The organism is Streptomyces sp. NPDC059957, from assembly GCF_042730015.1.
Lineage (GTDB): Bacteria > Actinomycetota > Actinomycetes > Streptomycetales > Streptomycetaceae > Streptomyces.
Window position 1 is genome coordinate 44,995 of sequence record NZ_JBHWMB010000027.1, and the last position, 23,589, is coordinate 68,583.

Annotated in this window: 18 protein-coding genes; 10 read left to right on the forward strand and 8 right to left on the reverse strand. The window is 71.4% G+C overall.

The features are described from left to right. Positions 1-9 precede the first annotated feature (9 nt). From ACFWBW_RS19645 to ACFWBW_RS19670, 6 genes are all read left to right on the forward strand, one after another. Positions 10-1,311, forward strand: coding sequence for a beta-ketoacyl-[acyl-carrier-protein] synthase family protein (locus tag ACFWBW_RS19645; protein ID WP_385374089.1), 1,302 nt, complete (start codon positions 10-12; stop codon positions 1,309-1,311). Between the two features lie 37 nt (positions 1,312-1,348). Continuing rightward, entirely contained in the window at positions 1,349-3,718 is a 2,370-nt protein-coding gene (locus tag ACFWBW_RS19650; protein ID WP_385374091.1) for a beta-ketoacyl synthase N-terminal-like domain-containing protein, read from the forward strand. Beyond that, entirely contained in the window at positions 3,715-4,818 is a 1,104-nt protein-coding gene (locus tag ACFWBW_RS19655; protein ID WP_385374093.1) for a 3-oxoacyl-ACP synthase III family protein, read from the forward strand. The genes ACFWBW_RS19650 and ACFWBW_RS19655 overlap by 4 nt, the downstream gene beginning before the upstream one ends. 95 nt (positions 4,819-4,913) lie before the next feature. Further along, entirely contained in the window at positions 4,914-5,909 is a 996-nt protein-coding gene (locus tag ACFWBW_RS19660; RefSeq protein WP_385374185.1) for an aldo/keto reductase, read from the forward strand. 92 nt (positions 5,910-6,001) lie between these two features. Next, positions 6,002-7,213, forward strand: a complete 1,212-nt coding sequence (locus ACFWBW_RS19665; protein WP_385374095.1) for an FAD-dependent monooxygenase — start codon at positions 6,002-6,004, stop codon at positions 7,211-7,213. Positions 7,214-7,251: 38 nt separating this feature from the next. Continuing rightward, positions 7,252-8,133, forward strand: a complete 882-nt coding sequence (locus tag ACFWBW_RS19670; RefSeq protein WP_385374097.1) for an ester cyclase — start codon at positions 7,252-7,254, stop codon at positions 8,131-8,133. A 132-nt stretch (positions 8,134-8,265) separates the two neighbouring features. Here ACFWBW_RS19670 and ACFWBW_RS19675 read toward each other — a convergent pair whose 3' ends face one another. The 6 genes from ACFWBW_RS19675 to ACFWBW_RS19700 form a co-directional block, all read right to left on the reverse strand. Then, entirely contained in the window at positions 8,266-9,174 is a 909-nt protein-coding gene (locus ACFWBW_RS19675) for a glycosyltransferase (RefSeq protein WP_385374098.1), read from the reverse strand. Between the two features lie 16 nt (positions 9,175-9,190). Continuing rightward, complete coding sequence (locus tag ACFWBW_RS19680) at positions 9,191-10,009, reverse strand: BTAD domain-containing putative transcriptional regulator (protein ID WP_385374100.1); 819 nt, start codon at positions 10,007-10,009, stop codon at positions 9,191-9,193. Positions 10,010-10,230: 221 nt separating this feature from the next. Then, on the reverse strand, positions 10,231-10,854 hold the full coding sequence (locus tag ACFWBW_RS19685; protein ID WP_385374102.1) for a dTDP-4-dehydrorhamnose 3,5-epimerase family protein: 624 nt from the start codon (positions 10,852-10,854) through the stop codon (positions 10,231-10,233). A 252-nt stretch (positions 10,855-11,106) separates the two neighbouring features. After that, positions 11,107-12,093, reverse strand: a complete 987-nt coding sequence (locus ACFWBW_RS19690; protein ID WP_385374104.1) for an aldo/keto reductase — start codon at positions 12,091-12,093, stop codon at positions 11,107-11,109. A gap of 46 nt (positions 12,094-12,139) precedes the next feature. Next, positions 12,140-13,135 (reverse strand): NAD-dependent epimerase/dehydratase family protein, encoded by a 996-nt coding sequence (locus tag ACFWBW_RS19695; RefSeq protein WP_385374106.1) that lies wholly within the window; start codon positions 13,133-13,135, stop codon positions 12,140-12,142. A gap of 61 nt (positions 13,136-13,196) precedes the next feature. Continuing rightward, positions 13,197-14,585 (reverse strand): NDP-hexose 2,3-dehydratase family protein, encoded by a 1,389-nt coding sequence (locus ACFWBW_RS19700; RefSeq protein WP_385374108.1) that lies wholly within the window; start codon positions 14,583-14,585, stop codon positions 13,197-13,199. A 453-nt stretch (positions 14,586-15,038) separates the two neighbouring features. Between ACFWBW_RS19700 and ACFWBW_RS19705 the strand changes: the two genes are divergently transcribed. Next, the gene (locus tag ACFWBW_RS19705; protein WP_385374110.1) at positions 15,039-15,458 is read left to right on the forward strand and encodes an ester cyclase; all 420 of its coding nucleotides are present in this window, start codon (positions 15,039-15,041) and stop codon (positions 15,456-15,458) included. Positions 15,459-15,674: 216 nt separating this feature from the next. Here ACFWBW_RS19705 and ACFWBW_RS19710 read toward each other — a convergent pair whose 3' ends face one another. Together ACFWBW_RS19710 and ACFWBW_RS19715 are read right to left on the reverse strand one after the other, a co-directional pair. Then, the gene (locus tag ACFWBW_RS19710) at positions 15,675-16,844 is read right to left on the reverse strand and encodes a glycosyltransferase (RefSeq protein WP_385374187.1); all 1,170 of its coding nucleotides are present in this window, start codon (positions 16,842-16,844) and stop codon (positions 15,675-15,677) included. A gap of 138 nt (positions 16,845-16,982) precedes the next feature. Further along, complete coding sequence (locus tag ACFWBW_RS19715) at positions 16,983-18,386, reverse strand: DHA2 family efflux MFS transporter permease subunit (protein WP_385374189.1); 1,404 nt, start codon at positions 18,384-18,386, stop codon at positions 16,983-16,985. 439 nt (positions 18,387-18,825) lie between these two features. Between ACFWBW_RS19715 and rfbA the strand changes: the two genes are divergently transcribed. The 3 genes from rfbA to ACFWBW_RS19730 all read left to right on the forward strand — a co-directional run bounded on the left by rfbA (position 18,826) and on the right by ACFWBW_RS19730 (position 23,452). Then, positions 18,826-19,722 (forward strand): glucose-1-phosphate thymidylyltransferase RfbA, encoded by an 897-nt coding sequence (gene rfbA / locus ACFWBW_RS19720; protein WP_385374112.1) that lies wholly within the window; start codon positions 18,826-18,828, stop codon positions 19,720-19,722. 65 nt (positions 19,723-19,787) lie between these two features. Further along, on the forward strand, positions 19,788-20,789 hold the full coding sequence (rfbB, locus tag ACFWBW_RS19725; protein WP_385374114.1) for a dTDP-glucose 4,6-dehydratase: 1,002 nt from the start codon (positions 19,788-19,790) through the stop codon (positions 20,787-20,789). 368 nt (positions 20,790-21,157) lie between these two features. Then, on the forward strand, positions 21,158-23,452 hold the full coding sequence (locus ACFWBW_RS19730) for a TOMM precursor leader peptide-binding protein (protein WP_385374116.1): 2,295 nt from the start codon (positions 21,158-21,160) through the stop codon (positions 23,450-23,452). The last annotated feature ends 137 nt before the right edge of the window (positions 23,453-23,589 follow it).

The window sequence follows — 23,589 nt, forward strand, 5'->3', positions numbered from 1 at the left end:
AGGAGCGCGATGAACGACAGCGGACGTCAGGTCGTCATCAGTGGCATCGGCCTGGTGACCGCGCTGGGCGAGGGCCCCGAGGCCAACTGGAAGGCACTGGTGGCCGGCGAGTGCGGGATCGGCCCGATCGAGGCGTACAACCCGGAGCCGCTGCAGACCCGGCTCGGTGGCGAGATCCCCGACTTCGACGCCACCCGGTACGCCACCAAGCGCCAGCTGCGCACCATCAACCGCGGTGACCGCCTGGCGCTGGCCGCGGCCCGGATCGCGCTCGACGACGCGGGCCTGCCGCACAAGCAGGACGGTGGTGACGAGCTCGGCTACCGGACGGGCCTGTACCTGGGCGGCAACAAGTCGCTGGGGCGCATGGAGCAGCTGATCGACGAGCTGAAGGTGATCCGCCGCCCGGACGGCACAGCCGACCTGGCGCACCTCGCCAAGCACGGTGATGTCATCATGCCGCCGCTGTTCTTCGTCGAGGGACTGCCGGCCGGCGCGGTGTTCAACATCTCGCAGACGTACGGCATCAGGGGCTCCAGCACCTTCTTCGCGGGCTACGCGGACGCCGGCGCCACCGCGATCGGCCGGGCCATGCGCGCGGTGCGCCGCGGGGACGCGGACGTGGCGATCGCCGGCGGCTACGACGACGCCACCAGTTGGTGGTCGATGACGCTGCTGGACCGGCTCGGGATCCTGACCACCCGCAACGACCGCGGGCAGGGGGCGTACCGGCCCTACGACCGGGACCGCAGCGGCGGTCTCCCCGGCGAGGGCGCGGCCCTGCTGGTGCTGGAGGAGAAGCAGGCGGCGCTGCGGCGTGGTGCTCGCATCTACGCCGAGGTGACCGGCTACGGCGCCGGCCACGACGCCCGTACGCCGCCGGCGGCGGACCCCGAGGGCCGCGGTCTGGCCCGGGCGGTGCGGCGCTCGCTCGAGGACGCCCGCCTGGCCGCCGACGACCTCGGCTACATCGCCTCGGACGGCTCCGGGACCCGCATGGGCGACTCGAGCGAGGCCATCGCCCTGCGGACCGCGCTGGGCACGGCGGCCTCGTCGGTGCCGGTCAGCACGCCCAAGCCGCAGACCGGCCACCTCCTCGGCGGCGGTGGTGCGCTGAACGCCGCCGTGGCCGCGCTGGCGCTGCACCACGGGGTCGTGCCCGCGACGCTCAACCTCGACCATCCCGACCCGGTGTGCGCCCTGGACCACGTCCGCGGCAGCGCCCGGGAGAGCAGGCCGTCCCATGCGATGGCGCTGGCCCGGGGCATCGAGGGACAGGCCGTGGCCCTGACCTTGTCCAGGCCGGTGTGAACGGCTGAGCAGCCCGTGCAGAGAAGGAAGCTGACGCATGACTGACGTTCCTGACCAGACCGTCGGCGTGGTGATCGCCGCAGTGGGTGCGATCACCCCGCACGGCGGTTCGGCCGAGGCCCTGTGGGACGGGGTGCGCGCCGGGCGGGTGGCGATCTCGCCCGTGCGCCGCCTGCCCATGGACGACTACCAGACCAGCTTGGGCGGTGAGATCACCGAACCCTGCTCGCCCGCGTACGACTACGCGCCGGACTCCGAGGCCCGTGACCGGTCGATCGACTTCGCGCTGACCGCCGCCGAGGAGGCCATGGCCTCCTCGGGCCTGCGGGTCGGCACGGACATCCCGGCCGAGCGCTGGGGGGTCGCCTACGGCACCTGCCACGGTGGCTGGCGCAGCGCCGAAATCGCCCTGCGCGAGGTGCAGGAGGGTGGCGCGCCGGACTGGCAGCGCTACACGTTCGTGCCGCCTCATGCCGGCGCGGAGGCGCTGTCGGCCGCCTTCGGCCTCAAGGGCCCGGTGCTCAGTGCCAACACGGCCTGTGCCGCCAGTGCCCATGCGCTGGCGCACGCCCTGGAGGTGATCCGGGCGGGCGCGGCCGACGCGATGCTCGTGGGGGGCAGCGATGCCTTCACCGAGTCGGCGTTCGCCGGGTTCAGCAGTCTGTGGTCGCTTTCCCCGCAGCCCGCGGCGCCCTACTCCAAGGACCGGTCGGGTCTGACGCTGGGCGAGGGCGGCGGGATGCTTCTGCTTCTGTCGCGGGAGGTGGCCGAACGTACCGGCGCGCCGGTCGTCGCCGAGATCCTCGGCTACGGCCTGTCCGCCGACGGCCACCACCCGACGGCTCCGCACCCGGAGGGTGAGGGTGCGGCCCGGGCGATCCGCTCGGCGCTGAGCGTCTCGGGTCTGACCCCGGACGACGTCCGGTACGTCAACGGGCACGGCACGGGTACGGAGAAGAACGACTCGGCGGAGAGCAAGGCCGTGCGTGCCGCGCTGGGCGAGGCCGCCGCCGAGAAGGTCTCGCTGTCCAGTACCAAGTCGATGATCGGCCATCTGCTCGGCGCGGCCGGCGCGGTGGAGGGCATCGTCACGGTGCTGGCCCTGCGCGACCAGGTGGCACCGCCCACCGCGTCCTTCACCGAGGTGGACCCGCAGTGCGGTCTGGACCCGGTGGCGGGGACGGGCCGGCCGATGGTGCTGGACACCGCGCTGTCCAACAACTTCGGGTTCGCCGGAGCCAACGCCACCATCGCCTTCGCCCGCCCCGGCGGCCCCGGCGCGCCGGCTCCGGCCGTCGGCCCGGACGACGTCGTCGTGACCGGGTTCGGCGTGATCACCTCGGCCGGCGAGGGGGCCGAGGCGCTCTGGGAGGCGTACGCGGCAGGACGCCGGCAGGGTGCGCCCGAGGACGGACTGCGCGTGGCCCGGGCCGAGTTCGACCGCACGGCCGTCGGCACCCCCAGGGAGCGCCGGCGCATGGACAAGGTCTCCCAGCTCGCCATCGCCTCGTGCCGCGCCGCCCTGGGCGCCGCGGGCGCGGACGGCGACGCGGACGCCGTCGCCGCGACCGGCGTGGTGCTGGGCACCGCGATCGGGCCGATGGAGAGCAGCGAACGGTTCACCGTCCCGCTGCTGGCCGACGGCGCGCGGGAGGCGAACCCCGCCGTGTTCACGAACACCGTGTACAGCGGCGCGGCCGGCCACGTCGCCATGGCCCTGGGCACCAAGGGGCCGACGTCGACGCTGACGTCGGGGCACGCGGCGGGTGCCGCCGCCCTGGGTGTCGCGTACGACATGCTGCGTGCCGGTCGGGCCGAGCGCCTGCTGGTGCCGGCGGTGGAGGCGTTCTCGCCGGCCACGCTGGCCGCGTACCGCAGCATCCCGCTGTTCGGTTCGGCGGCCGGGCGCCGGTACACCTTCGCCGAGGCCGGCATCGCGCTGGTGCTGGAGCGCCGGGAGAGTGCCGAGCGGCGCGGCGCCCCGATCCATGCCGTGGTCCTGGGACACGCGACCGCGTCCGACGCCTGCGGCATCGGCCGCTGGGACCCGTCCGGTGACGGTGTGGAGCGGGCGATGCGCCTGGCGCTGCGCAACGCCGGGCTCGGGCCGGAGCACATCGCGACGGTCTGGGCGAGCGCGGCGGGTCTGTCCGCCGCCGACCGTCCCGAACAGGCCGCTGTGGAGCGGGTGTTCGACACGGGGCGAGTGCGCGTCGAGGCCCCGAAGCGGGTCCTCGGTGAGCCGGTCGGCGCGGGCGCCCACCTGTCGGCGGTCCTCGCCGTCGGCGCCTGGCGCGCCGGCGGGGATCCCCGCCCGGTCCTTGTGAACAGCTCTTCCCTCGGCGGCACCCACGTCTCGCTCGTCCTGTCCCCCGTCCCCCTTCCCGCAACGGAGCCCGGCCGATGACCACCGCGTACGACGTAAAGATCCTCTCCACCGGCGCCTACCTGCCCGGCGAGCCGCTGGACAACGCCACGCTGGAGAAGTACGTCGGGCCGCTGCCGGACGACGTACTCGAAGGCATCCAGGTCAAGACCCGGTACTGGATGATCGACCCGGTCACGGGCGAGCACCGGATCAACAACAGCCGGATGGCCGAGCGTGCCTCCCGGCAGGCCCTCGAGCGGGCCGGTGTGGAGCCCGAAGAGGTCGACCTGATCGTGGTGTGCACGGCGACGCCGGAGTACACGCTGCCCAACGTGGCGACCACCCTGCAGCACTACCTGGGTCTGGAGAGCGTGGCCGCGATCGAGATCCGCGGGGCCTGCGCGGGCTGGGTGCAGGCGCTGGACCTGGCCCGGCGGCAGCTGGCCGACGGGACGGCGCGCACCGCCCTGGTCGTGGGCAGCGAGGCCGGATCGCCGGTGCTGGCGCCGCACTTCCTGGGCAAGGACCCGGCGCGCGTGCGGATGCGGGACCGCCTGACGCTGTACACGTTCGGTGACGGTGCGGGGGCCGTGGTGATGCGGGCCGAGCCCGTGGGCGAGTCGGCGGGCGAGCCGAACGAGTTCGCCTTCGTCAACGCGTGCGTGGGCGGCCTGCGCAAGCCCGGCATGGAGATCATCGGTGGCGGTACGGACGTGCCGCAGGCGGAGCAGCTGCGCCGGCGCCAGCTGATCCAGATGAAGATCGACGTACCCGGCACCACCACGTTCGGGCCGCAGGTGTTCGTCCGTGCGATCCAGGAGATGGCCCGGAAGGACGGCCGGACGCTCGGGGAGTTCGACGCGATCGTGCTGCCGGAGGGCAACGCCGACTACTTCGCCAACGAGTTCGAGTCCGCCGGAATGTCCCCCGAGGACATCCAGGCGCTCAACGGGCGGATCGTGGAGAACCTCGCCGATGTGGGGGCCACCGGCTCGGCCGCGGTGCCGCTGTCGCTGGACGCGGGCTGGACCTCGGGGCGCATCAAGCCCGGCGACCGGATCGTGCTGCTCGGCATCGAGGCCAGCCGGTACGTCTACACCGGCCTGTCACTGACCTGGCAGGCACCGCCCGCGGCCTGAGCGGCCGCCTTCCCGGCCCTGTCGAGTCATCTCAATTCACTTCATTGCACGCCGCCTCCGTCGTGAGGCGCGATTCCAGGAGGCATCACGTGGCGATCAAGCACCGCAAGCTGGGTACACCCGGACTGGAAGTCCCGGCCCAGGGCCTTGGCTGCATGGGCATGACGTTCGGTTACGGCAACGCGGACGCGAACGAGGCGCTGGCCACCATCGACCGAGCGCTGGAGCTCGGTGTCAATCTGCTGGACACCGCCGACATGTACGGCCCGCACTCCAACGAGGAGCTGATCGGCCGTGCCGTGGCCGGGCGCCGCGACAAGGTGGTGCTCGCTTCCAAGGTGGGCAACGAGATCGGCCCCGACGGCCAGCTGACGTGGCGGATCAACGGCCGCCCCGACTACATCCGCAAGTCGATCGAGGGCACCCTGCGCCGCCTGGGCACCGACCACCTCGACCTCTACTACCTGCACCGGGTCGACCCGGACGTTCCCGTGGAGGAGAGCTTCGGCGCGCTCGCCGAACTCGTCGAGGCCGGGCTCGTCAAGCACCTGGGGATCTCCGAGGCGGGGCCGGAGACCATCCGGCGCGCTCACGCGGTGCATCCGCTGACCGCGGTGCAGACCGAGTACTCGCTGTTCACCCGGGACGTCGAGGTCAACGGCGTGCTGGACACCGTGCGCGAGCTGGGCATCGGTTTCGTGGCCTACAGCCCGCTCGGCCGCGGGTTCCTGACCGGCACCATCCGCGACACCTCCGACATTCCCGAGGGCCTCGACTTCCGGCGCATCGCTCCGCGCTTCAAGGACGAGAACATCCGCCAGAACCTGCCGGTCGTCGACCAGCTCAGCGAGCTCGCCGCCGCGGCCGACACCACCGTCGTCCGGCTCGCGCTCGCCTGGGTGCTCTCCCGCGGCGAGGACGTCGTCGCCATCCCCGGCACCAAGCGGCGCACCTACCTCGAGGAGAACATCTCCGCGGCCGACCTCGAACTCTCCGCCGACGTCCTGGCGGCGATCGACGTCATCGCCCCGTACGGCGTCACCGCCGGCAACCGCTACCCGGACGCGGAGATGGCCGCGCTGACCCGCTGAGGCCCACGCACCACACCCCCCACACGCGCCACACCCCCCACACCCTCACCCCCACGCAAACCGTCCTCCGACCCGCTCTCCGGGAGAATGACATGTCCGCTCAGACGCCTCGTCCCATACGCCGCGTACTCATCGCCGGCGGCGGGATCGGCGGGATCGCCACCGCCCTGGCCCTGCAGCAGCAGGGGATCGACTCCGTCGTCTTCGAACGCGCCCCCCAACTGCGCGACGGCGGTGCCGGACTGCACATCTGGACCAACGGCATGCTCGCCCTGGCCCACCTCGGCGTCGCCGACCAGGTCTCCGCGATCGCCCCCGCCCAGGCCGAGTGCAACTTCGCGACCTCGGCCGGCCGGCCCATCGGCATGTGGCCGGTGGGCGAGTTCGTCGAGCGCTACGGGCAGCCCACGGTCGCCATCGGCCGCTCCGACCTGCACGGCATCCTGCGTGACGCCGTGACCGCGCCCGTAGTCACCGGCGCCGAGGTCACCGGGTACACCGAGCACGAAGACGGGGTGAGCCTCCACTTCGCCGACGGGACCTCCGAGCAGGGCGATCTGCTGATCGGCGCCGACGGTGTCCGCTCCGCCGTCCGCGCCCAGCTGCTCGGCCCCCAGCCCCCGGACTACACCGGCTACATCGCCTGGCGCGGCCACGCCGAGATCGGCCCCGAGGAGCTCGCGCCCGGCACCTTCCAGGCCCTGTTCGGTCCGGGGACCCGCTTCACGTACTACGACATCGCCCCCGGCGTCGTGCACTGGATGAGTGTCGCCGACGGCCCCGCCGAAGGCCGCGACGAGGGCACGCCCGAGCAGACCCTGGACATGCTGCGCGCCCGGCACGCCGGCTGGAGCGACCCGATGGTGCGGCGGATCCTCGACGCCACCGTGCCGCAGAGCATCCTGCGCGGCGACGTCCTGGACCGCAAGCCCGACCCCGTCTGGGGACGGGGCAGGGTCACCCTGCTCGGCGACGCCGCCCACGCCATGAGCTTCAACATCGGGCAGGGCGCCTGCCAGGCCATCGAGGACGGCCTCGTCCTGGCCGGACACCTCGTCTCGCCCGGTGTCACCGTCACCCAGGCCCTGCGCGCCTACGAGGCCGAGCGCCAGGAGCGCACCCGGCCGATGCAGTTGCTGGCGCACCGCATCGGCGTGCTCGGCTCCCTGCAGAACCCGGCCGCCGTCTGGCTGCGCGACCGGGTGATGTCCCTTACCTGGAACAAGACCTTCCAGTCCACGGAACGCGATCACGTCGCCTACGGAACCCGATGGACCTCCGGCGCCACCGCCAACGCGGCCTGAGCACGTTCGTACCCGCCCCTGACGAGAGGACTGCTGTTGTGACCACTGCGGCCACCACCAACCTGGCGCAAGCACTGGGTGAAAGCGCCGAGGAACGAAACCAGGCGACCATCCGGCGCGTCTTCACCGAGTTCGTCAACCAGGGCGACGCCTCGATCGTGGACCAGCACTACCGGCCGGACATCGTCGACCACGCGGGCCTGCCCGGCGCACCCGAGGGCGCCGAGGGCGTGAAGTACACCATCGCCGCACTGCGCGAGGCGTTCCCCGACTTCAACGTCACCATCGAGGACATCAGCGCCCACGACGACATGGTCGTCATCCACAACACCTGGCGCGGCACCCACCTGGGCGAACTGCTCGGCATCGCGCCCACCGGCCGTTCGTTCCTGTCCGTCGGCATCGTCATCTGGCGGTTCGACGAGGAGGGCAGGATCGCGGAGCGCTGGGAGCACAACGTGGCGTCCAACATGTTCGCCGCGCTCGGCCTGCGGATGCTGGCGCCGCGCAAGGGCCGCCGGCGCTCCGCGGAGGGTGCCCGGTCCGTGACCCGGACCGTTCCGCTCAAGTCCGGCAAGCCGCTGGCCTGGGAGAAGCTCACCGTCGAGCTGCAGGGGCCGCGCCGGCTCGAGTACGAGGCCTCCCGGCGCAGGCTGGGCATCACCAGCGAGGTGCTGCGCGTCGACCCGCGGCCCGACCGGGACCACGTGATCGTGCACTTCGAGACGGCGGACCCGGAGCGGACCCGCAAGCGCTGGGCGGAGTCGACGCACCCCTTCGACCAGTGGCTGCGCGAGCAGATCCTCGACATCCACGGCGTGGACCCCTGGGCCGGCCCCGCCACCTCCAACGAGGAGGCCGGTCTCGCCTGGACGGCGCCGCCGCAGCTCACCCGGGACCGGCCCGACGGATCCCGCTGACCTGCGCACGTTTCTGCGATCCGAGTTCCAGCCGCCCTCCAGATCAGGTCGGCAGACTGGGATCGTTCCCGACGACGGGCCCACGCCGTACATCCCCCGGCGGCGCGGGCCCGTCGATTGCTTTGCCGGCCGTCAGCTCAGCAGCGCCTCGACGGCCGGGACGAGGTCGGCGGGCTTCGGCATGCCTGAGATGCTCTGGCCCAGTTTCGCGGCCGCGGGAAGCACCCGCCCGCCGTTGACCAGCTCGGCGATGTGGAAGCGCAGCCGCAGCATGCTGGAGGCACCCTCCAGGTCGTCGTCGGTCAGACAGACGCCGACGCCCGCCTGTTCCAGTCGCTTGCCCGCCCGCCACTCGTCCTCCCCCGTCGGCAGCACCAGCTGGGAGACCCCGTACCGGGCGGCCGCGTACACGATCCCTTCGTCCCCGCCGTGCACGACGACGACGCTGCCCCGCAGCACCGCGCTCCAGGGGTGGTCGTCGCCGTTCAGTACGACGATCTGCAGGCCGAGGCTTTCGACGCCCTCGGCGATCCGGCGGAAGAGCTGGGCGCGGCGCAGGTCCTCGGGCCGGCTGCCGGTCGGCATACCGGTGATGCAGACGCGCGGAAGCAGCGACAGCTCGGTGAGCCAGGGCGCCGGCTGGGGCGGCAGTTCGTAGGCGTCACAGCGCACTTGCCAGGCTTCGGGCTCCGGCCGGTCCCGCAGCAGCGGGGGGCAGGGGTCGATCCAGACGGTCGGCCGCGGCGACAGCGGCTCGTGGGCGAACGGGAGATAGGCGATGGTGGGCACCCCGGACTCGGCCGCCATGGCCGTCGAGTCCGGGCACAGCGGATCGTGGACCACCAGGTCGGGCCGCCAGGCCCTGCTGAACTGCTGAGGGGTGGCCAGTACCGGAACCAGACCGGCCCGGACCACACGGTGGCGGGTCCGGGCCGGGCCGGCGAAACGGATCTCGTGGCCGGCCGCCTGCAGTTCCTTGGCCAGCAACACCAGGCGCAGTGCCGCCGGCATGCCGAGGCCCGCCGAGAAGAGCACACGCACAGTTCCTCCCTGGCCGTTACCTGGCGAAGCGGTCGAGCATCCGCCCGCTCCCGGCCCCGATGTCGGCGTCCAGCGCCGGGTCGCTTCCGAGTACGGCCCGCTGCAGGTGCTGCAGACGCTGCGAGGGCTCGATGCCGAGCTCCTCCACGAGGCGGGTCCGCAGGTTCTGGAAGACGTCGAGCGCCGCGGAGGGCCGCCCTGCCCGGTAGAAGGCCACCATGGACTGCGCGTGCAGCCCCTCGTGCAGCGGGTTGCGGGCGGCGAGTGCGGTGAGCTCGGTGAGCAGCTCGCCGTGCCGGCCGAGCCGGAGCTCGACGTCGATGCGCCGCTCCAGCACCCCGAGGCGGCTCTCCTCCAGCCGCATCGCCTCGATCTCGAGCAGCGGGCCGGTCCGTACGTCGACCAGGGCAGGGCCCCGCCACAGGGCGAGGGCCTCCCGGAACAGCTCCGCGGCCTGGGCGTGCTCACCGCGGTCGAAGGCTCGCTGTCCGAGGGAGGACAGCCGGTCGTGCTCGTGGGCGTCGATGCTGCCCGGCTTGGTGTGCAGGAGGTATCCCCCGTGCCGGGTCAGCAGCAGTTCCTTGGAGCCACCGGGTTCTCCGTCCAGCGCCTTCTCCATGCAGCGCCGGAGCTGGAGGATGTAGGTCTGCAGCGTGGTGAGCGCGCTGCGGGGCGGGGAATCGCCCCAGATCTCCTCCATCAGCGCGGAAACCGGCAGCACCTGGTTCGCGTAGATGGCGAGCAGTGCCAGGATCTGTCGCGGCTTCGCCGCGGTGGGCAGGATCGGAACGCCCTTCAGCTCGGCTTCCAAAGACCCCAGAACAGAGATTCGCATGCGGCCCCCTTATGTCTCTGTCATCGGACCTTGAATCTCCCATGAGGCCACCTCGCACAGACAGTGCGTCACTACCGCTTGGCCGGGTGTGTTTGTCCTGCTCAGGGGTGTGACCGATTCACGGGCGGGGCCGTGGCGGACATGACTGAGGCCCCGCGCGCCGTGAGGGCACGCGGGGCCTGTGGTCCGGCCGGAGGGGGGAAAGCCGGACCCGCAGTGGTTCAGTCGTCGGTGGGCACCGGGCGGTCGTACAGCGCGAGACAGTCCTCGTACGCCGGCAGGATCCCTTTCGCCAGTGCCTCCGCCGCGGTGGGCGCGGCCAGGTCCTGGTCGGACATCGCCGGCGCCCCGGTGAGCCCCCACGGCAGGGCCAGAGCGGGGTCGAGCGCGCTGACGGTGTAGCCGGAACCGGGCGTCTCCGGCAGGGAGCTGTGACAGGCGATCACCGTGTCGTCCTCGATCGCGAGCCAGGCGTGGCCGAGACCTTCGGAGACGAACACCCCGCACAGGTCGCGGTGGTTCAGCCAGACCATCTGGTGCCGGCCGTAGTCCGGGGACCCGACACGCAGGTCCACCACGACGTGGACGGCGGATCCCCGCACACAGTCGAAGAGCCTGGGCCGGCCACCCTCGCCGGCAGTGCCGTGGATGCCCCGCAGGACCATGCGCCGCGCGGTCGACAGCTCGCTGTACCGGATCGAGAAGGGCCTTCCGACCGCGGCCTCGACCTCGTCCTGGCGGAACGTCTCGTAGCGGACCACGACCTCGTCACCAACGGCCCGGGGCGAAAGCAGGAACGCGCCCGGCAGGGCCAGTTCGCTGACTTCCAGGCTGCGGAGTTCCATGCTCACGAAGGTAGCCGCCGCCGCTCAAGAGCAGCTTGAGCAGCGCCGATGGCCGAGGACCGCACCCCGTGCGCTCGGTCAGAGGATCGCGGCCGGCCCTCGAGCCTCCCTGGAGCCCGGCCGCACCGTGCGCCGGAGCCGTGCCACGGCCCGGCGCCCCGTACGCGCACCGCACGCGCTCCGCACGCACCACCGCCCCGCCGAGCAACGGCTCGACGGGGGCAGTGGAGTGGGGCGAAAGGTCAGGTCAGGTCAGGTCAGCCAGCAGTCGGGGGCGGGGCCGCCTTGACCGACCGGCGGGAAGAGCACGTCGAGCTCGGCCAGCAGGGACTGCGGCAGCGTGCAGTCCAGAGCTTCCAGCGCACCCTCGATGTGCTGCTCCGTGCGGGGCCCGATCACCACACCCGTCACACCGGGGCGGGACAGCACCCAGGCCATGCCGACCACCGCCGGCTCCAGGCCGTACTGGGCACAGAGCTTCTCGTAGGCCTCGATGGTGTCGCGCTGCGCGTCCAGGGCCTCCAGAGCGCGGCCCTGCGCGGACTTGACGGCGGAGTTGGTCTCCAGCTTGCGGAGCACCCCGCCGAGCAGGCCGCCGTGCAGGGGTGACCAGACGAAGAGACCGAGTCCGTACGCCTGGGCGGCGGGGATCACCTCGAGCTCCGTGTACCGGCTGACCAGGCTGTAGGCGCACTGTTCCGTGACCAGGCCCAGGCTGTTCCTGCGCTGCGCGGCCGCCTGCGCGGACGCGATGTCCCAGCCGGCGAAGTTGGACGAGCCGACGTAGCGCACCTTGCCCTGGGCGACCAGGAGGTCCATGGCCTGCCAGACCTCGTCCCAGCCCACGGACCGGTCGAGGTGGTGCATCTGGTAGATGTCGATCCAGTCCGTGCCCAGCCGCTTGAGCGATGCCTCGCAGGCCGCGACGATGTTGCGGGCCGACAGGCCGTGGTCGTTCGGGCCCTCGCCCATCGGGTCGCCCACCTTGGTGGTCAGGACGACCTGGTCGCGGCGCGCGGGGCTCTTGCCGAGCCAGCGGCCGATGACCTCCTCGGTGTGGCCCTTGTGGACGCGCCACCCGTAGATGTTGGCGGTGTCGACCAGATTGATGCCCCGGTCCAGGGCATGGTCCATGAGGCGGTGCGCCTCCGGCTCCTCCACCCGGCCGCCGAAGTTGACGGTGCCGAGGGCCAGCCTGCTGACCCGCAGACCGGTACGGCCCAGCTGTGTGTAGATCACGCGACCTTCTCTTCCTTCAGGGATGAACGCTTACGCGGCCACAGGCTCAGGAAACCTCCGACTCCCGGCCGCTGGAGCAGAACTCCGTCGTCAGGCGCAGGCCTTCCTCGAGGGACACCTGCGGCTTCCATCCGGTGGCGGCCCGGAACGCGGAGGAGTCGACGGTCACGCTCCGGAAGTCGCTGACCTCGGCGTACTCCGGCGGCTCCACGGAGACCAGCGGCACCGGGTCCTTGCCCGTCTGCTCGGCGACCAGTGCGCAGACCCTGGTGAACACGTCCCCGAGCGGTGCCCCCTGGCCCGTGCCGATCAGCCAGCGCTTGCCTCCGAGCGCGTCCATGTGGGGAATGGCGGCCCAGAAGGCGCGGGCGACATCGTCCACGTGGAGCAGGTCCCGGCGGACCGATCCGTCGTGCCACATGGTCAGGGGCTCGCCGGCCACCGCGCGACGGGTCATCGTGGAGACGATGCCCTTGTCCTTGGCGGTGGACCCGGCGCTGTAGCCGTAGAGGGTGGTGAGGCGCAGGCAGGCGCCGCGCACCGTTCCCGCCGCGTCGGCCGCGAGCAGCAGTCGCTCCGCCTCGAGCTTGAGGCGCTCGTAATATCCCGTGGGCCGGTCGGGTTCGGTGCCGTCCAGGACTTCCTTGTCCGAGGAGCCGGCCGCCGTGATCGATCCCGTGAACAGGACGGTCGCGGGCGCCTGGGAACCGGGACGGTCGCCGAGCGCCTGCAGCAGGTCCTGCATCAGGCCCACGTGGACGCGTTCGGCGCCCGCGTCGCCGTCCGCGATGCGCCACGTGGACGCCCCGGCGAGGTACGCCAGCGAGTGGATGACGACATCGGCGCCGGCGACGGCGGCGGCCATCTGGCCGGGCTCGGTCAGGTCCGCGGGGAACACCTCGATCTCGGCGAGGGCGTTCTCCGGTACGGTCACCTTCCTGCGGGAGACGGCCCGTATCCGGACCGGGTGCCGTGCCAGCTCGCGGAACACGGCGGATCCGACGAAGCCCGTGGCGCCGAGCACCACGATGAGCGGGTTCACGCCCGTACCTCCATGAGGGTTCGTGTGGTCCGTGAACCACGGTTCCCGGCCCCGCCGGTCGTCAGAGAAGGCATGCGGCCAGGCTCCGGGCCTCGACGTTGACGTGGTAGCCCATCTGGGTCAGGCGGTTGAGCAGGCCGAGGGTGATCCACCGGTAGTTGTCCGGCACCTCGATCTTGTGGTCCTCGGGGATCTCGACGACCAGGTGGCGCGTGTCCGCCTTGGAGAAGCGGCCGCCGTCCTCCGACTGGATGGCGTCCAGCCGGGTCCAGGATTCGGGTGCGTCGAGGTACTCGGTCAGCGGCGGGAAGTCCTCGGGGCCGCGGTGGTAGCCCGGGGAGAACTGGACGGTGGGTCCGAGTTCGAGCCGGTCCGTCAGGCCGGGCTGGACCGTGGCCTGGAGCAGGAACCGCAGTACCCCGTTCTGCCGCTGGCAGATCAGGGCCACGGCGTTTCCGGGCCGGGGCTCGAGCATGGGCTGCCACCACGTGCCGACCTCACGGCTCGTCGCCCGGACCGACATGCCGATGATGTCGAAGATGCGGCCGTCGCGGTGACGGATGCTCTCGTCGTCGCAGATCCACTCGTCCATGTCCCGCAGGCTGGTCCGCCTGACGTCCAGGTTGTACCGCGCCTTCTGGTCGAAGAGCCAGGTCAGGGCGCCGGCGAGGTCGGTCTCCGAGCACGGCGTCCGGTGCGACTTCAGGAGCTCGGCGTGGAATCCGTCGGTCTGCTCGGCGTAGGACGGCCCGCCGTCGTCGGCAGCGCCGTAGGCGATTCCGGAGAGCACGGTACGGGCGTTCATGTTGACGCGGTTGCCCAGCATGAGCTGGTGGCGCAGCTGGCCCAGGGTGAGCCAGGTGAAGTCGTTCTCGACGGGTACGTCCTCGTCCTCGGGCACCTCGACGATCATGTTCCGGTTGCGCTTGTTCAGGTACCAGAAGCCGTGCTCGGAGAGGAGCTGGTCGAACAGGACGCGTGGCCGCGTGCCCTCCAGGAAGTACTCCAGGTAGGGGGTGGCCCTGCCGCCGTGGACGCGGCGGTAGTTGCTCTGGGTCGCCTGAACGGTCGCCGCGTACTGGACGAAGGCGGTGTTGCCCGGCTCCATCTTCGCCTGCATCAGGAAATGGAGCACGCCGTCGAACCGCTTGACGATGATCCCCAGGATGCCGATCTCGGGCTGGACGATGATCGGCTGGGACCATTGCGGGACGGGGCCGAAGTCCGTCCGTACGGAGAGCCCTTCCACCGTGAAGAACTTGCCGTCCTCGCGGTTGAGCCGGTCACCGTGGTGCCAGTTCGGGAGGGAGGCCAGCGGCACCTGTTCGACCTCGTACGAGGCGGAGTCCTCGCGTTCCTTGAGGAAGGCGCCTGCGTCGGGGGTCAGCGGGGATATCGACTCCAGCGCCGATGCCAGGAAGGCGTCGGCGGCGTTCACCTCGGGCTGCATCCTGCTACTTCCTTTCAACTTTACGGGCCATGACGGGCGAGCCGGCTTCGCGAGGTCAGGAGAGCTGTCGGGCGAAGGTGGCCATGTCGAAGCGGAGCGTCTTCTCGATCAGCACGTCGTCGTCGAAGTGGAAGGGGATCGCCACGGGCGCGTCGACGGTCTTGCCGCAGTGGGGGGATGCCGCGCCAGTCCGCCTCCTGCTCGGCGCGGAACTGCGCCTCCACGAGCGCCTCGGTCGGCGTGTGGTGGCCGTGAAGGGTCCTTGAGACTGGCTCGTTCGATTCGGAACGTAACGCTAGGACGCGCCCCTCGCCCCTCCCTCGCGCTCCGCTGGAGCGCCCTGGTGCTCGCCGCGAACGCGCGCCCGGGCGCCTGCTCGAGGGGGATTCGACCGCGGGTGGCGATGCTTCGACTTCATCGTTCTCCACCCACCCCGCCTAGAGAGAGGCCGGCATGTCGAGGAATCACCACGCTCTCGTGCAGAGCTTCGTGGACATGATCAACAGCCATGACGTCAGCACGATGGAGGAGCACACGGCTCCCGGTCACATCGACCACAACCCCGGGGTGGCCGACGGCATCGAGGCCAACCGGGGCTTCTGGACCCAGGTGTTCAGTGCCTTCCCCGACCTGAAGGCCGTGCTGCACGACGTCATCGCGGAAGGCGACCGGGTGGCTGCCCGCCTGGAGTACACCGCGACCCACCAGGGAACGTTCCTCGGCATACCGGCGAGCGGGCGTCCGGTGAACTTCCAGTCCATCGACATCTGGCGGGTGGCGGACGGCCTCCTCGCCGAGCACTGGGACCAGCTGAACATGGACGACCTCTTCCGGCAGCTGGGGGCCGACCCGGCGGCGCTCGCGCAGTCCTGAACGAGCCGGGCCGTCCGCCGTGCCCTGCGGCGGTCGCGGAGACCCGCGACCGCCTCACGGCCGTGCTCTGTGAACGCCCCCCACGCATCGCCCCCCACGCACAGTGCCCCGCGCTCGTCTTTGAGCGCGGGGCACTGTGCGTGGGGGGCCCGCCGGCGGCGGGGTGGACCTGAGGCCTCCCGGCGGACCTGACCGCCGGGAGACCTGCGGGGTGGGTCAGCCGACGAACTCGGCGAACCTCGCGACCGTGTCGGCCGGCCCGGGCAGGGCCGCGATCTCCTGGGCGACCCTGGTGGCCGCCTCCTGGTAGGCGCCGTCGGTCAGCAGGACGCGCACCTCGGTCTCCACCGCCTCGGCCGACACTTCCTCGCCGAGCAGCATGCGGCCGGCTCCGGTCGCCTTCACCGCGGGCGCGTTGCCGAGGCCGTCGTTCTCCTTCGGCAGGATCAGCTGGGGCAGCCCCGCGGCCAGCGAGGCCAGCGTGGTGCCGTGGCCGCCGTGGTGGACGATGACGGTGGCGTACTTCAGTGCCTCGGGCTGCGGCACCCAGGGAAGCGCGACGACCCGGTCCGGCAGCTCGCCCAGCTCGGCCGGGTCGACCAGGGAGCTCGTCGCGACGAGGATCCGCACGTTCAGCGGCAGCAGGCCGTCGATCGCGGTGCGCAGCAGTTCCGCGGAGGTGACCACGGTGCCGAAGCTCAGATAGACCAGGGGGCCCTCGCCCTGGGTGATGCTCGCGGGCAGCTCGCCCGGCTCGCTGGAGGAGGCGGGCCGCTGCGGGATCACCTGGACACCAGGGGCCAGGAAGCCCTCGTTCTGCACGGCGGGGGGGCAGATCTCGATGTACGGGTTGCCCAGGCTCAGACCGCGGCCGATCTTGTCGGCCACGCCCAGGTCGGTCGCCGTGGCGAACAGCTCCTGCGGGATCAGCGGGTCGGACGAGACCCGGCCGATGCCGTGGCAGACGGCGGGTATGCCGGCCGCCGCGGCCGCGAAGCCGGCGCCCGGGTTGAAGGATTCGTAGACGACCAGGTCCGGCCGGAGGTCGGCGAGGACAGGGGTGAGGTCCGCGAACACGCTGCGCGGCAGGACCGAGCCGAACGCCTTCACCGCCAGGGCCGCCAGCACCTCGGGCGGGATGTCACTGGCCTGCGCGGCGCCGCCGTTGGCCTCCAGGAACGCCTGGCCGCCGATCGCCTCGATGAACGCCTCGGGGACGGTGAGCCCGCTGGCGACCGGCCGCAGCTCCGCCTTCTCGAGGGTCGTGTGGAACTGCTCGCTGGTGGCGAACCAGACCTCGTGCCCAGCCGCTTGCGCCGCCTGCGCGAGCGGAACCAGGGGGAATACGTGTCCGTAGTTTCCGAGGCTTGCGAAGAGGACCTTCATGTCTCGCACGGCCTTTCTGCCAGTGGCGTGAGGAGAGGTGGAGTAGGGAGGGGTGCTGCAGGAGACGTGATGTGATGCCGAATTCCCGCGGCCCGACGCGATGTCGTCGTGTCGGGCCGCGGGTCGGCGTACGAGGTGTCAGCGGGTGGCCGAGGCGGCCGGTTCGGCGCTGCGCGGCTGCGCGGCGTCCGACTCGGCGCCGTCCGATTCGCCGCCGGGCTGCTCCCCCGCGCCGGCGGGCCGGACGGCGAAGAGCATCACGACGGCGGCGACCGCCATGGCCACCGCTCCGACCCACAGGGCGGGGACGAAGCCGTCGATGAAGTTCTGGCCCGACGCGTAGCCGCCGTTGTGGGTGAAGACGCTGGTCAGGACGGTGACGCCGAGCGCCGCGCCCAGCTCGCGCATGGCCGAGGTCGAGCCGGAGGCGATGCCCTGCTGGGAGACGTCGACGGAGCTCATGGTCAGGTTGATGAGCGGGGCGAAGAAGCAGGCGACGCCCACGCCGCCCAGAAGGTAGCCGGGCAGCTGCTCGACGTAGGTCGAGTCGGGGCTCATCACCAGGGCCCAGTAGGCGAACCCTGCGGCGAGCATGGCGAGTCCGAAGACCGCGACGGGACGTCCGCCGATCTTGTCCGACAGGATGCCCGCGATGGGCGCGATGAGGAGGGGCATCGCCGTCCACGGGAGCATCCGCACGCCGGCCTCGGTCGGCGACATGTGCTGGATGTTCTGCATGAACTGCGTGATGAGGAAGACCACGCCGTACATGGCGAAGGCCTGCAGCAGGCCGCCCGCGTTGACGGCGCTGAAGGCCCGGTTGCGGAACATGCCCATGGGCAGCATCGGCGCGCTGCTGCGCCGCTCCCACTGGACGAACGCGAAGACCAGCAGGGCGCCGGCCACCATGGGGCCGAGGACCATCGGGGCGCCCCAGCCTTCGTGGCCGTTGGCGCGGATCAGGCCGTAGACGATGCCGAGCATGCCGAGGCTGACCAGGGCCGTGCCCACCATGTCCAGGCTCTTGTTCGCGCCACGGCTCTCGTCCAGACCGCGCCAGGCGGCCGGGATGAGCAGCAGGCCCACCGGCACGTTGATCCAGAAGATCCACTGCCAGGACAGGTTTTCCGTGATGAGTCCGCCCACCAGCGGGCCACCCGCGATGGCCAGTCCGCCGACCGCGCTGTAGATGCCGAGGGCGGCACCTCGCTTCGCGGCGGGCACTGCGGTGGTGAGCAGGGTGAGGGAGAGCGGCATGATGACCGCGGCGCCGGCGCCCTGGACCACGCGGGCGGCGATCAGCTCCTCGATGCCGGGTGCCAGCGCGGCCGCGGCCGACGCGGCCGTGAACACCAGCAGACCGGCCATGAACACCCTGCGGCGGCCGAACCGGTCACCGAGGGCGGCACCGAACATCATCAGCACGGCGAACGACAGCGTGTAGGCGTTCACCGTCCATTCCAGGTCCTCCAGGCTGCCACCGAGCTCGTCCCTGATGGTGGGCAGCGCAACGAGGACTACCAGGTTGTCGAGCCCCGCCATGAAGGTGGCGAGGGCTGTGATCAGCGTGGCCAGGCCCGGGGACCTCCCCGCACCGGCCGCACCGCCGCCGGCGGCGACCTTGTCAGTACTCATTCAGGGCTTTCCTTCCGATTCCACCATGGGGGGACGACGGCTTCCGTCGCGCGGTCGGGTAACGAGGCGCCGACCCGTTGCTGAGGACGCCCAGGGCGTCAGAGGGAGGCTAGGCAGCCGCGCTCGAGCGCCGGTCGAGTCCCGGCAGCGGCCCGGGGGCGCGCCGGTCTCCAGTTCTTCTCCGCCCGCACTCGATCGGACCGCAACACCATCGGGCGGCGGGACTCGGGCAGGCCGTGGGCCCCCGCACCACCGCAGACGTCCTCCGCGTCCCGGCGCCGAAGACGCCTTGGCGGCGCTGTGGTCGAAGGCCCGCACCCCACCAACGACGAAAAGGAAAGCTCAGATGAAGGGCATCATCCTCGCCGGCGGCAGCGGCACCCGGCTTCGCCCGCTGACGGCCGCGCTGTCGAAACAGATCCTGCCGGTCTACGACAAGCCGATGATCTACTACCCGCTCTCCGTGCTGATGCTGGCCGGCATCCAGGACATCCTGGTGATCTCCTCCCGGGACCACTCGGACAGCTTCCGCGCCCTCCTCGGGGACGGTTCCCGGCTCGGCCTGAACATCGAGTACGCCGAGCAGGACCAGCCGCGCGGCATCGCCGAAGCCCTGGTCATCGGCGCCGACTTCATCGGGGACGACCAGGTCGCGCTGGTGCTCGGCGACAACATCTTCCACGGGCCGCGGTTCTCGGTGCTCCTCGACGACGCGCTGCGCCGGCTCGACGGCGCCGCGCTGTTCGGCTACCGGGTGAGCGATCCGCACCGCTACGGGATCGGGGAGGTCGACGCCGCCGGCCGGCTGCTGTCGCTGGAGGAGAAGCCGGCCAACCCGCGCTCCGACATCGCGGTGACCGGGCTGTACCTCTACGACAGCGACGTGGTCGGGATCGCCAAGAACCTCTCGCCCTCGGCGCGGGGCGAGCTGGAGATCACCGACGTCAACCTCGCCTACCTGGCGCAGGGCCGGGCCCGCCTCACCGAGCTCGGCCGCGGCTTCGCCTGGCTGGACATGGGCACCCACGACTCGTTGCTGCAGGCGGCGCAGTACGTCCAGCTGGTCGAGCAGCGGCAGGGCGTGTACATCGCCTGCGTCGAGGAGGTGGCGCTCAACCGCGGCTTCATCACCGCCGAACAGTGCCGGCGCCTCGGTGAGGAAATGGCGGGTACGGCCTACGGCGACTACGTCATCGACGTCGCCGCACGCCACCGCCCGATGCCGATCGTCCGCGTAGCCTGAGAAGGAGAACCTCCCATGCTTCCGATCCGACCTGCCACCCCCGCCGACGCCCAGGTGAGCGCGTCATGACCACCCGTGTGCTGGTGACCGGCGGGGCCGGATTCATCGGCTCTCACTACGTCCGTACGGTGCTCGGCCCCGAGGGTCCCGGTGACGTCTCGATCACCGTCCTGGACAAGCTGACGTACGCGGGCAATCCCGCCAACCTCGACGAGGTGAGGGCGCACCCGCAGTTCTCCTTCGTGCAGGGCGACATCTGCGACCCCGAGCTGGTCGACAAGCTGATGGCCGAGCACGCCCAGGTGGTGCACTTCGCCGCGGAGTCGCACGTCGACCGGTCGATCGACGGGGGCGCCGAGTTCGTGCGCACGAACGTGGTCGGCACGCACACGCTCGTCGACGCCGCCCACCGGGCCGGCGTCGAGGTCTTCGTGCACGTCTCCACCGACGAGGTGTACGGCTCGATCGACGAGGGATCCTGGCCCGAGACCCACCCGCTGAGCCCCAACTCGCCGTACTCCTCGGCGAAGGCGTCCAGCGATCTCATCGCGCTGTCGTACCACCGCACCCACGGCCTGGATGTCCGGGTCACCCGCTGCTCGAACAATTACGGGCACCACCACTTCCCTGAAAAGCTCATCCCGCTCTTCGTGACCAACCTCCTCAACGGCGAGAAGGTCCCGCTGTACGGCGACGGCGACAACGTCCGCGACTGGCTGCATATCGATGACCATGTGCAGGGCATCGAATTGGTCCGCACGAAGGGCCGCGCCGGCGAGATCTACAACATCGGGGGCGGCACCGAGCTCTCCAACAAGGAGCTCACCGGCATGCTGCTCGCGGCGTGCGGCGCGACCTGGGAGGACAGTGTCGAATACGTCGAGGACCGCAAGGGGCACGACCGGCGCTATTCCGTCGACTGCACGAAGATCCGCGAGGAATTGGGGTACAAGCCTCGGAAGAGCTTCGAGGAGGGGCTGGCCGAAACTGTCCAGTGGTACCGCGACAACCGCAGTTGGTGGGAACCGCTCAAGGCGGCGGCCGCCGGAGGTGGTGCCTCCGATTGAGTGAGAACTTCACCCGGCACCGGTGAAGGCGACACTGTCCGTGGCCATCCTCACTCACGAAGAATTCCGGCCATTGGAGCACAACGCCGACCACATCAGTGAGGACCTTCTCCGATGAGCCACGCCAGTGCCACCGTCTCTCTCTCGGCGCGCATCTCCGAGGCAGCTCCCGCACGTCCGCTCCTCATTGTCCAGCTCCCTGACAGCTCCTTCGGATCACCCGCTCTGTTCAGCCTCTGTGCGACTCCGGTGCCCGCGGCGCCGAACGTCGCGTTCTTCAGCCTGTGCGCAGGACCGCCCCCCGCGAGCTTCGCCCCCATCTCGGCCCCCGTGGCCGTCGACGGCGATGCAGTCGCGGGGGCCTGGATATGACCTCTGAGTCCTCCGTCCCCCGGAAGTCCGGACCGGCCGCCCTGCGGGACAGCTCGACTCTTGTGGGCTTCAGGCACCACCTGCGCCCGGCGACCGTCCCCAACGAGGCGACGTATCTGGTCTCCCGCCAGGGCGTGACCACCCTGCACGGTCTCCTCGCCGATGTGCTGGTTCCGCTGCTCGACGGCACCCGGTCGCTCGCCCAGATCCTGCACGCCGCAGCGCCGGCCCTCACCGCCGAGGAGGCCGAGGACGGTCTGCGCCTGCTCAGCGAAGCCGGGCTCCTGCGCTTCGACAATCCCGCCCGGTCGGCGAGGGACACCGACCCGGTCGCCGAGGCGTACTGGGACCTGGCCGGCCTGGACGGCGCCCGGGCCGCGGCGGGGCTGACCTGCTCCCGGCTCCGGGTCCTGCCGCTCGGCGGCGTCGACCCCGGGCCGGTGCTCGCGGCGAGCGTGGAGTCCGGCCTCAGCGTGACCGACTCGGACACGGACCTCACGCTCGTCCTGTGCGACGACTACCTCTCCCCCGAGCTGGAGCGGGTCGACGCGGAGCACCGGGCGGCGGGAAGGCCGTGGCTGCTCACCCGGCTGTGCGGCTACGAACCCTGGATCGGCCCGTTCTTCCGTCCCGACGAGGGACCTTGCTGGTCCTGCCTGGCCTACCGGCTGGAGCAGCACCGCGGGTACGACGGACCGCTCCAGGAGGCCTTAGGACTGGACCGCCCTCTCTTACGGCCGATCGCCTCGCTTTCCGCAGGGCGCGTCATGGCCGCTCAGAGTGCGGTCCTGGAGGCAGCCAAGTGGCTGGCCGGGCTGCGCTACGCCGACCAGGGCTCCGTGCGCACGGTCGACACCCTCAACCTGCGCACCCGCGTCCACACCGTGTCCCGGATCCCCCAGTGCCCCTCCTGCGGCGAACCCGGCCTGATGAGCCGGCGCGTGCTCGCTCCGATCGTCCCGGTGTCGCGGACCAAGGCGGGGCACGGCGGCGGCGACCACCGGGCGCTCAGCCCCGATCAGCTGCTCAAGCGGCACGCCCACCTGGTGAGCCCGATCACCGGGATCATTCCGCACCTCGAACCCTCCCCCGGCGCGCCGGACTTCGCGACCACGTACGTGTCGGGGTACAACCTGGCGATGCGGGACCGCGGTCCGGCCGGGCTGCGCTCGCAGAGCGGCGGCAAGGGCCTGACCGACACGGAGGCCCGTACCAGCGCGTTGTGCGAGGCGGTGGAGCGCTACTGCGGCACCCGGCACGGCGACGAGCCGACCGTGGTGGACACCCTGCGCGCCCTCGGCGACCAGGGCCTGCATCCCAACGCCTGCCAGCTGTACGCGGACCAGCAGTTCCGCGACCGGGACCGCTGGAACCGCTCGGGCTCGCCCTTCCACCACGTGCCCAAGCCCTTCGACGAGAACCGGCCGGTGGAGTGGACGCCCGTGTGGTCCCTGACCGAGCAGCGCCAGCGGCTGCTGCCCACCTCGATGCTCTACTTCTCCTCCACCCCCGGTGAGTCGGGACCGTACGCCGACTCCAACGGCAACGCGGCCGGCAGCAGCCTGGAGGACGCCCTGCTGCAGGGCTTCATGGAACTGGTGGAACGGGACGCCGTCGCGCTGTGGTGGTACAACCGCACCCGGCAGCCCGCGATAGACCTGGACTCCTTCCACGAGCCCTACATAGCGCGGATCCGCGAGGGACACCAGAAACTGGGCCGGGAGCTGTGGGCTCTCGACCTCACCTCGGACCTCGGCATTCCCGCGATCGTGGCACTGTCCCGGCGTACGCACGGCCCCAGCGAGGACATCGTCTTCGGCTTCGGCGCGCACTTCGACCCGGCCGTCGCACTGCGACGTGCGCTCACCGAGACGGGTCAGCTGCTGCCGGCCGTGAACAGGGACCGCCCCGGCGGCGGATACGGCATCACGGATCCTCTCCCGGTGCGCTGGTGGCGGCAGGCGACGGTGGCCAACCAGCCCTACCTGACGCCGGACCCGACCGTCCGGCCCCGCACTCCCGGCCACTGGAACTACGTGGTGCGCAACGACCTGCTCGACGACGTCACGGCCATCACCGACCTGCTCGCCGCCAAGGGCCTGGAGCTGCTCGCCCTCGACCAGACCCGGCCGGACATCGGACTGCCGGTGGTCAAGGTGATCGTGCCGGGGCTCCGGCACTTCTGGACCCGGTACGGGCCGGGCCGGCTGTTCGACGTGCCCGTCACCCTCGGACGCCTGACCGCGCCCACCCCGTACGAGCAGCTCAACCCGATCCCGCTGTTCGTGTGACGCGGCGACCGCGTGCGGCGGTCGACCGCTCCCCGGCAGGCGGCGGGGAGGACAGATCCAGCCAGGAGGCCTTCCCCCACAGGTTTCCCAGCCTCCCCACAGGCGACGTGACGACGGCCCCCTCGGAGGGCGTCCGG

Excerpts from the sequence above, each read along its gene's own strand:
- ACFWBW_RS19710 (WP_385374187.1), bottom strand. The coding sequence starts at position 16,844 with ATGAAGGTCCTCTTCGCAAGCCTCGGAAACTACGGACACGTATTCCCC.
- ACFWBW_RS19685 (WP_385374102.1), bottom strand. The coding sequence starts at position 10,854 with ATGGAACTCCGCAGCCTGGAAGTCAGCGAACTGGCCCTGCCGGGCGCG.
- ACFWBW_RS19650 (WP_385374091.1), top strand. The coding sequence starts at position 1,349 with ATGACTGACGTTCCTGACCAGACCGTCGGCGTGGTGATCGCCGCAGTG.
- ACFWBW_RS19700 (WP_385374108.1), bottom strand. The coding sequence starts at position 14,585 with ATGCAGCCCGAGGTGAACGCCGCCGACGCCTTCCTGGCATCGGCGCTG.
- ACFWBW_RS19655 (WP_385374093.1), top strand. The coding sequence starts at position 3,715 with ATGACCACCGCGTACGACGTAAAGATCCTCTCCACCGGCGCCTACCTG.
- ACFWBW_RS19705 (WP_385374110.1), top strand. The coding sequence starts at position 15,039 with ATGTCGAGGAATCACCACGCTCTCGTGCAGAGCTTCGTGGACATGATC.
- ACFWBW_RS19665 (WP_385374095.1), top strand. The coding sequence starts at position 6,002 with ATGTCCGCTCAGACGCCTCGTCCCATACGCCGCGTACTCATCGCCGGC.
- ACFWBW_RS19645 (WP_385374089.1), top strand. The coding sequence starts at position 10 with ATGAACGACAGCGGACGTCAGGTCGTCATCAGTGGCATCGGCCTGGTG.
- ACFWBW_RS19715 (WP_385374189.1), bottom strand. The coding sequence starts at position 18,386 with ATGGCGGGGCTCGACAACCTGGTAGTCCTCGTTGCGCTGCCCACCATC.
- rfbA (WP_385374112.1), top strand. The coding sequence starts at position 18,826 with ATGAAGGGCATCATCCTCGCCGGCGGCAGCGGCACCCGGCTTCGCCCG.
- ACFWBW_RS19730 (WP_385374116.1), top strand. The coding sequence starts at position 21,158 with ATGACCTCTGAGTCCTCCGTCCCCCGGAAGTCCGGACCGGCCGCCCTG.
- ACFWBW_RS19680 (WP_385374100.1), bottom strand. The coding sequence starts at position 10,009 with ATGCGAATCTCTGTTCTGGGGTCTTTGGAAGCCGAGCTGAAGGGCGTT.
- rfbB (WP_385374114.1), top strand. The coding sequence starts at position 19,788 with ATGACCACCCGTGTGCTGGTGACCGGCGGGGCCGGATTCATCGGCTCT.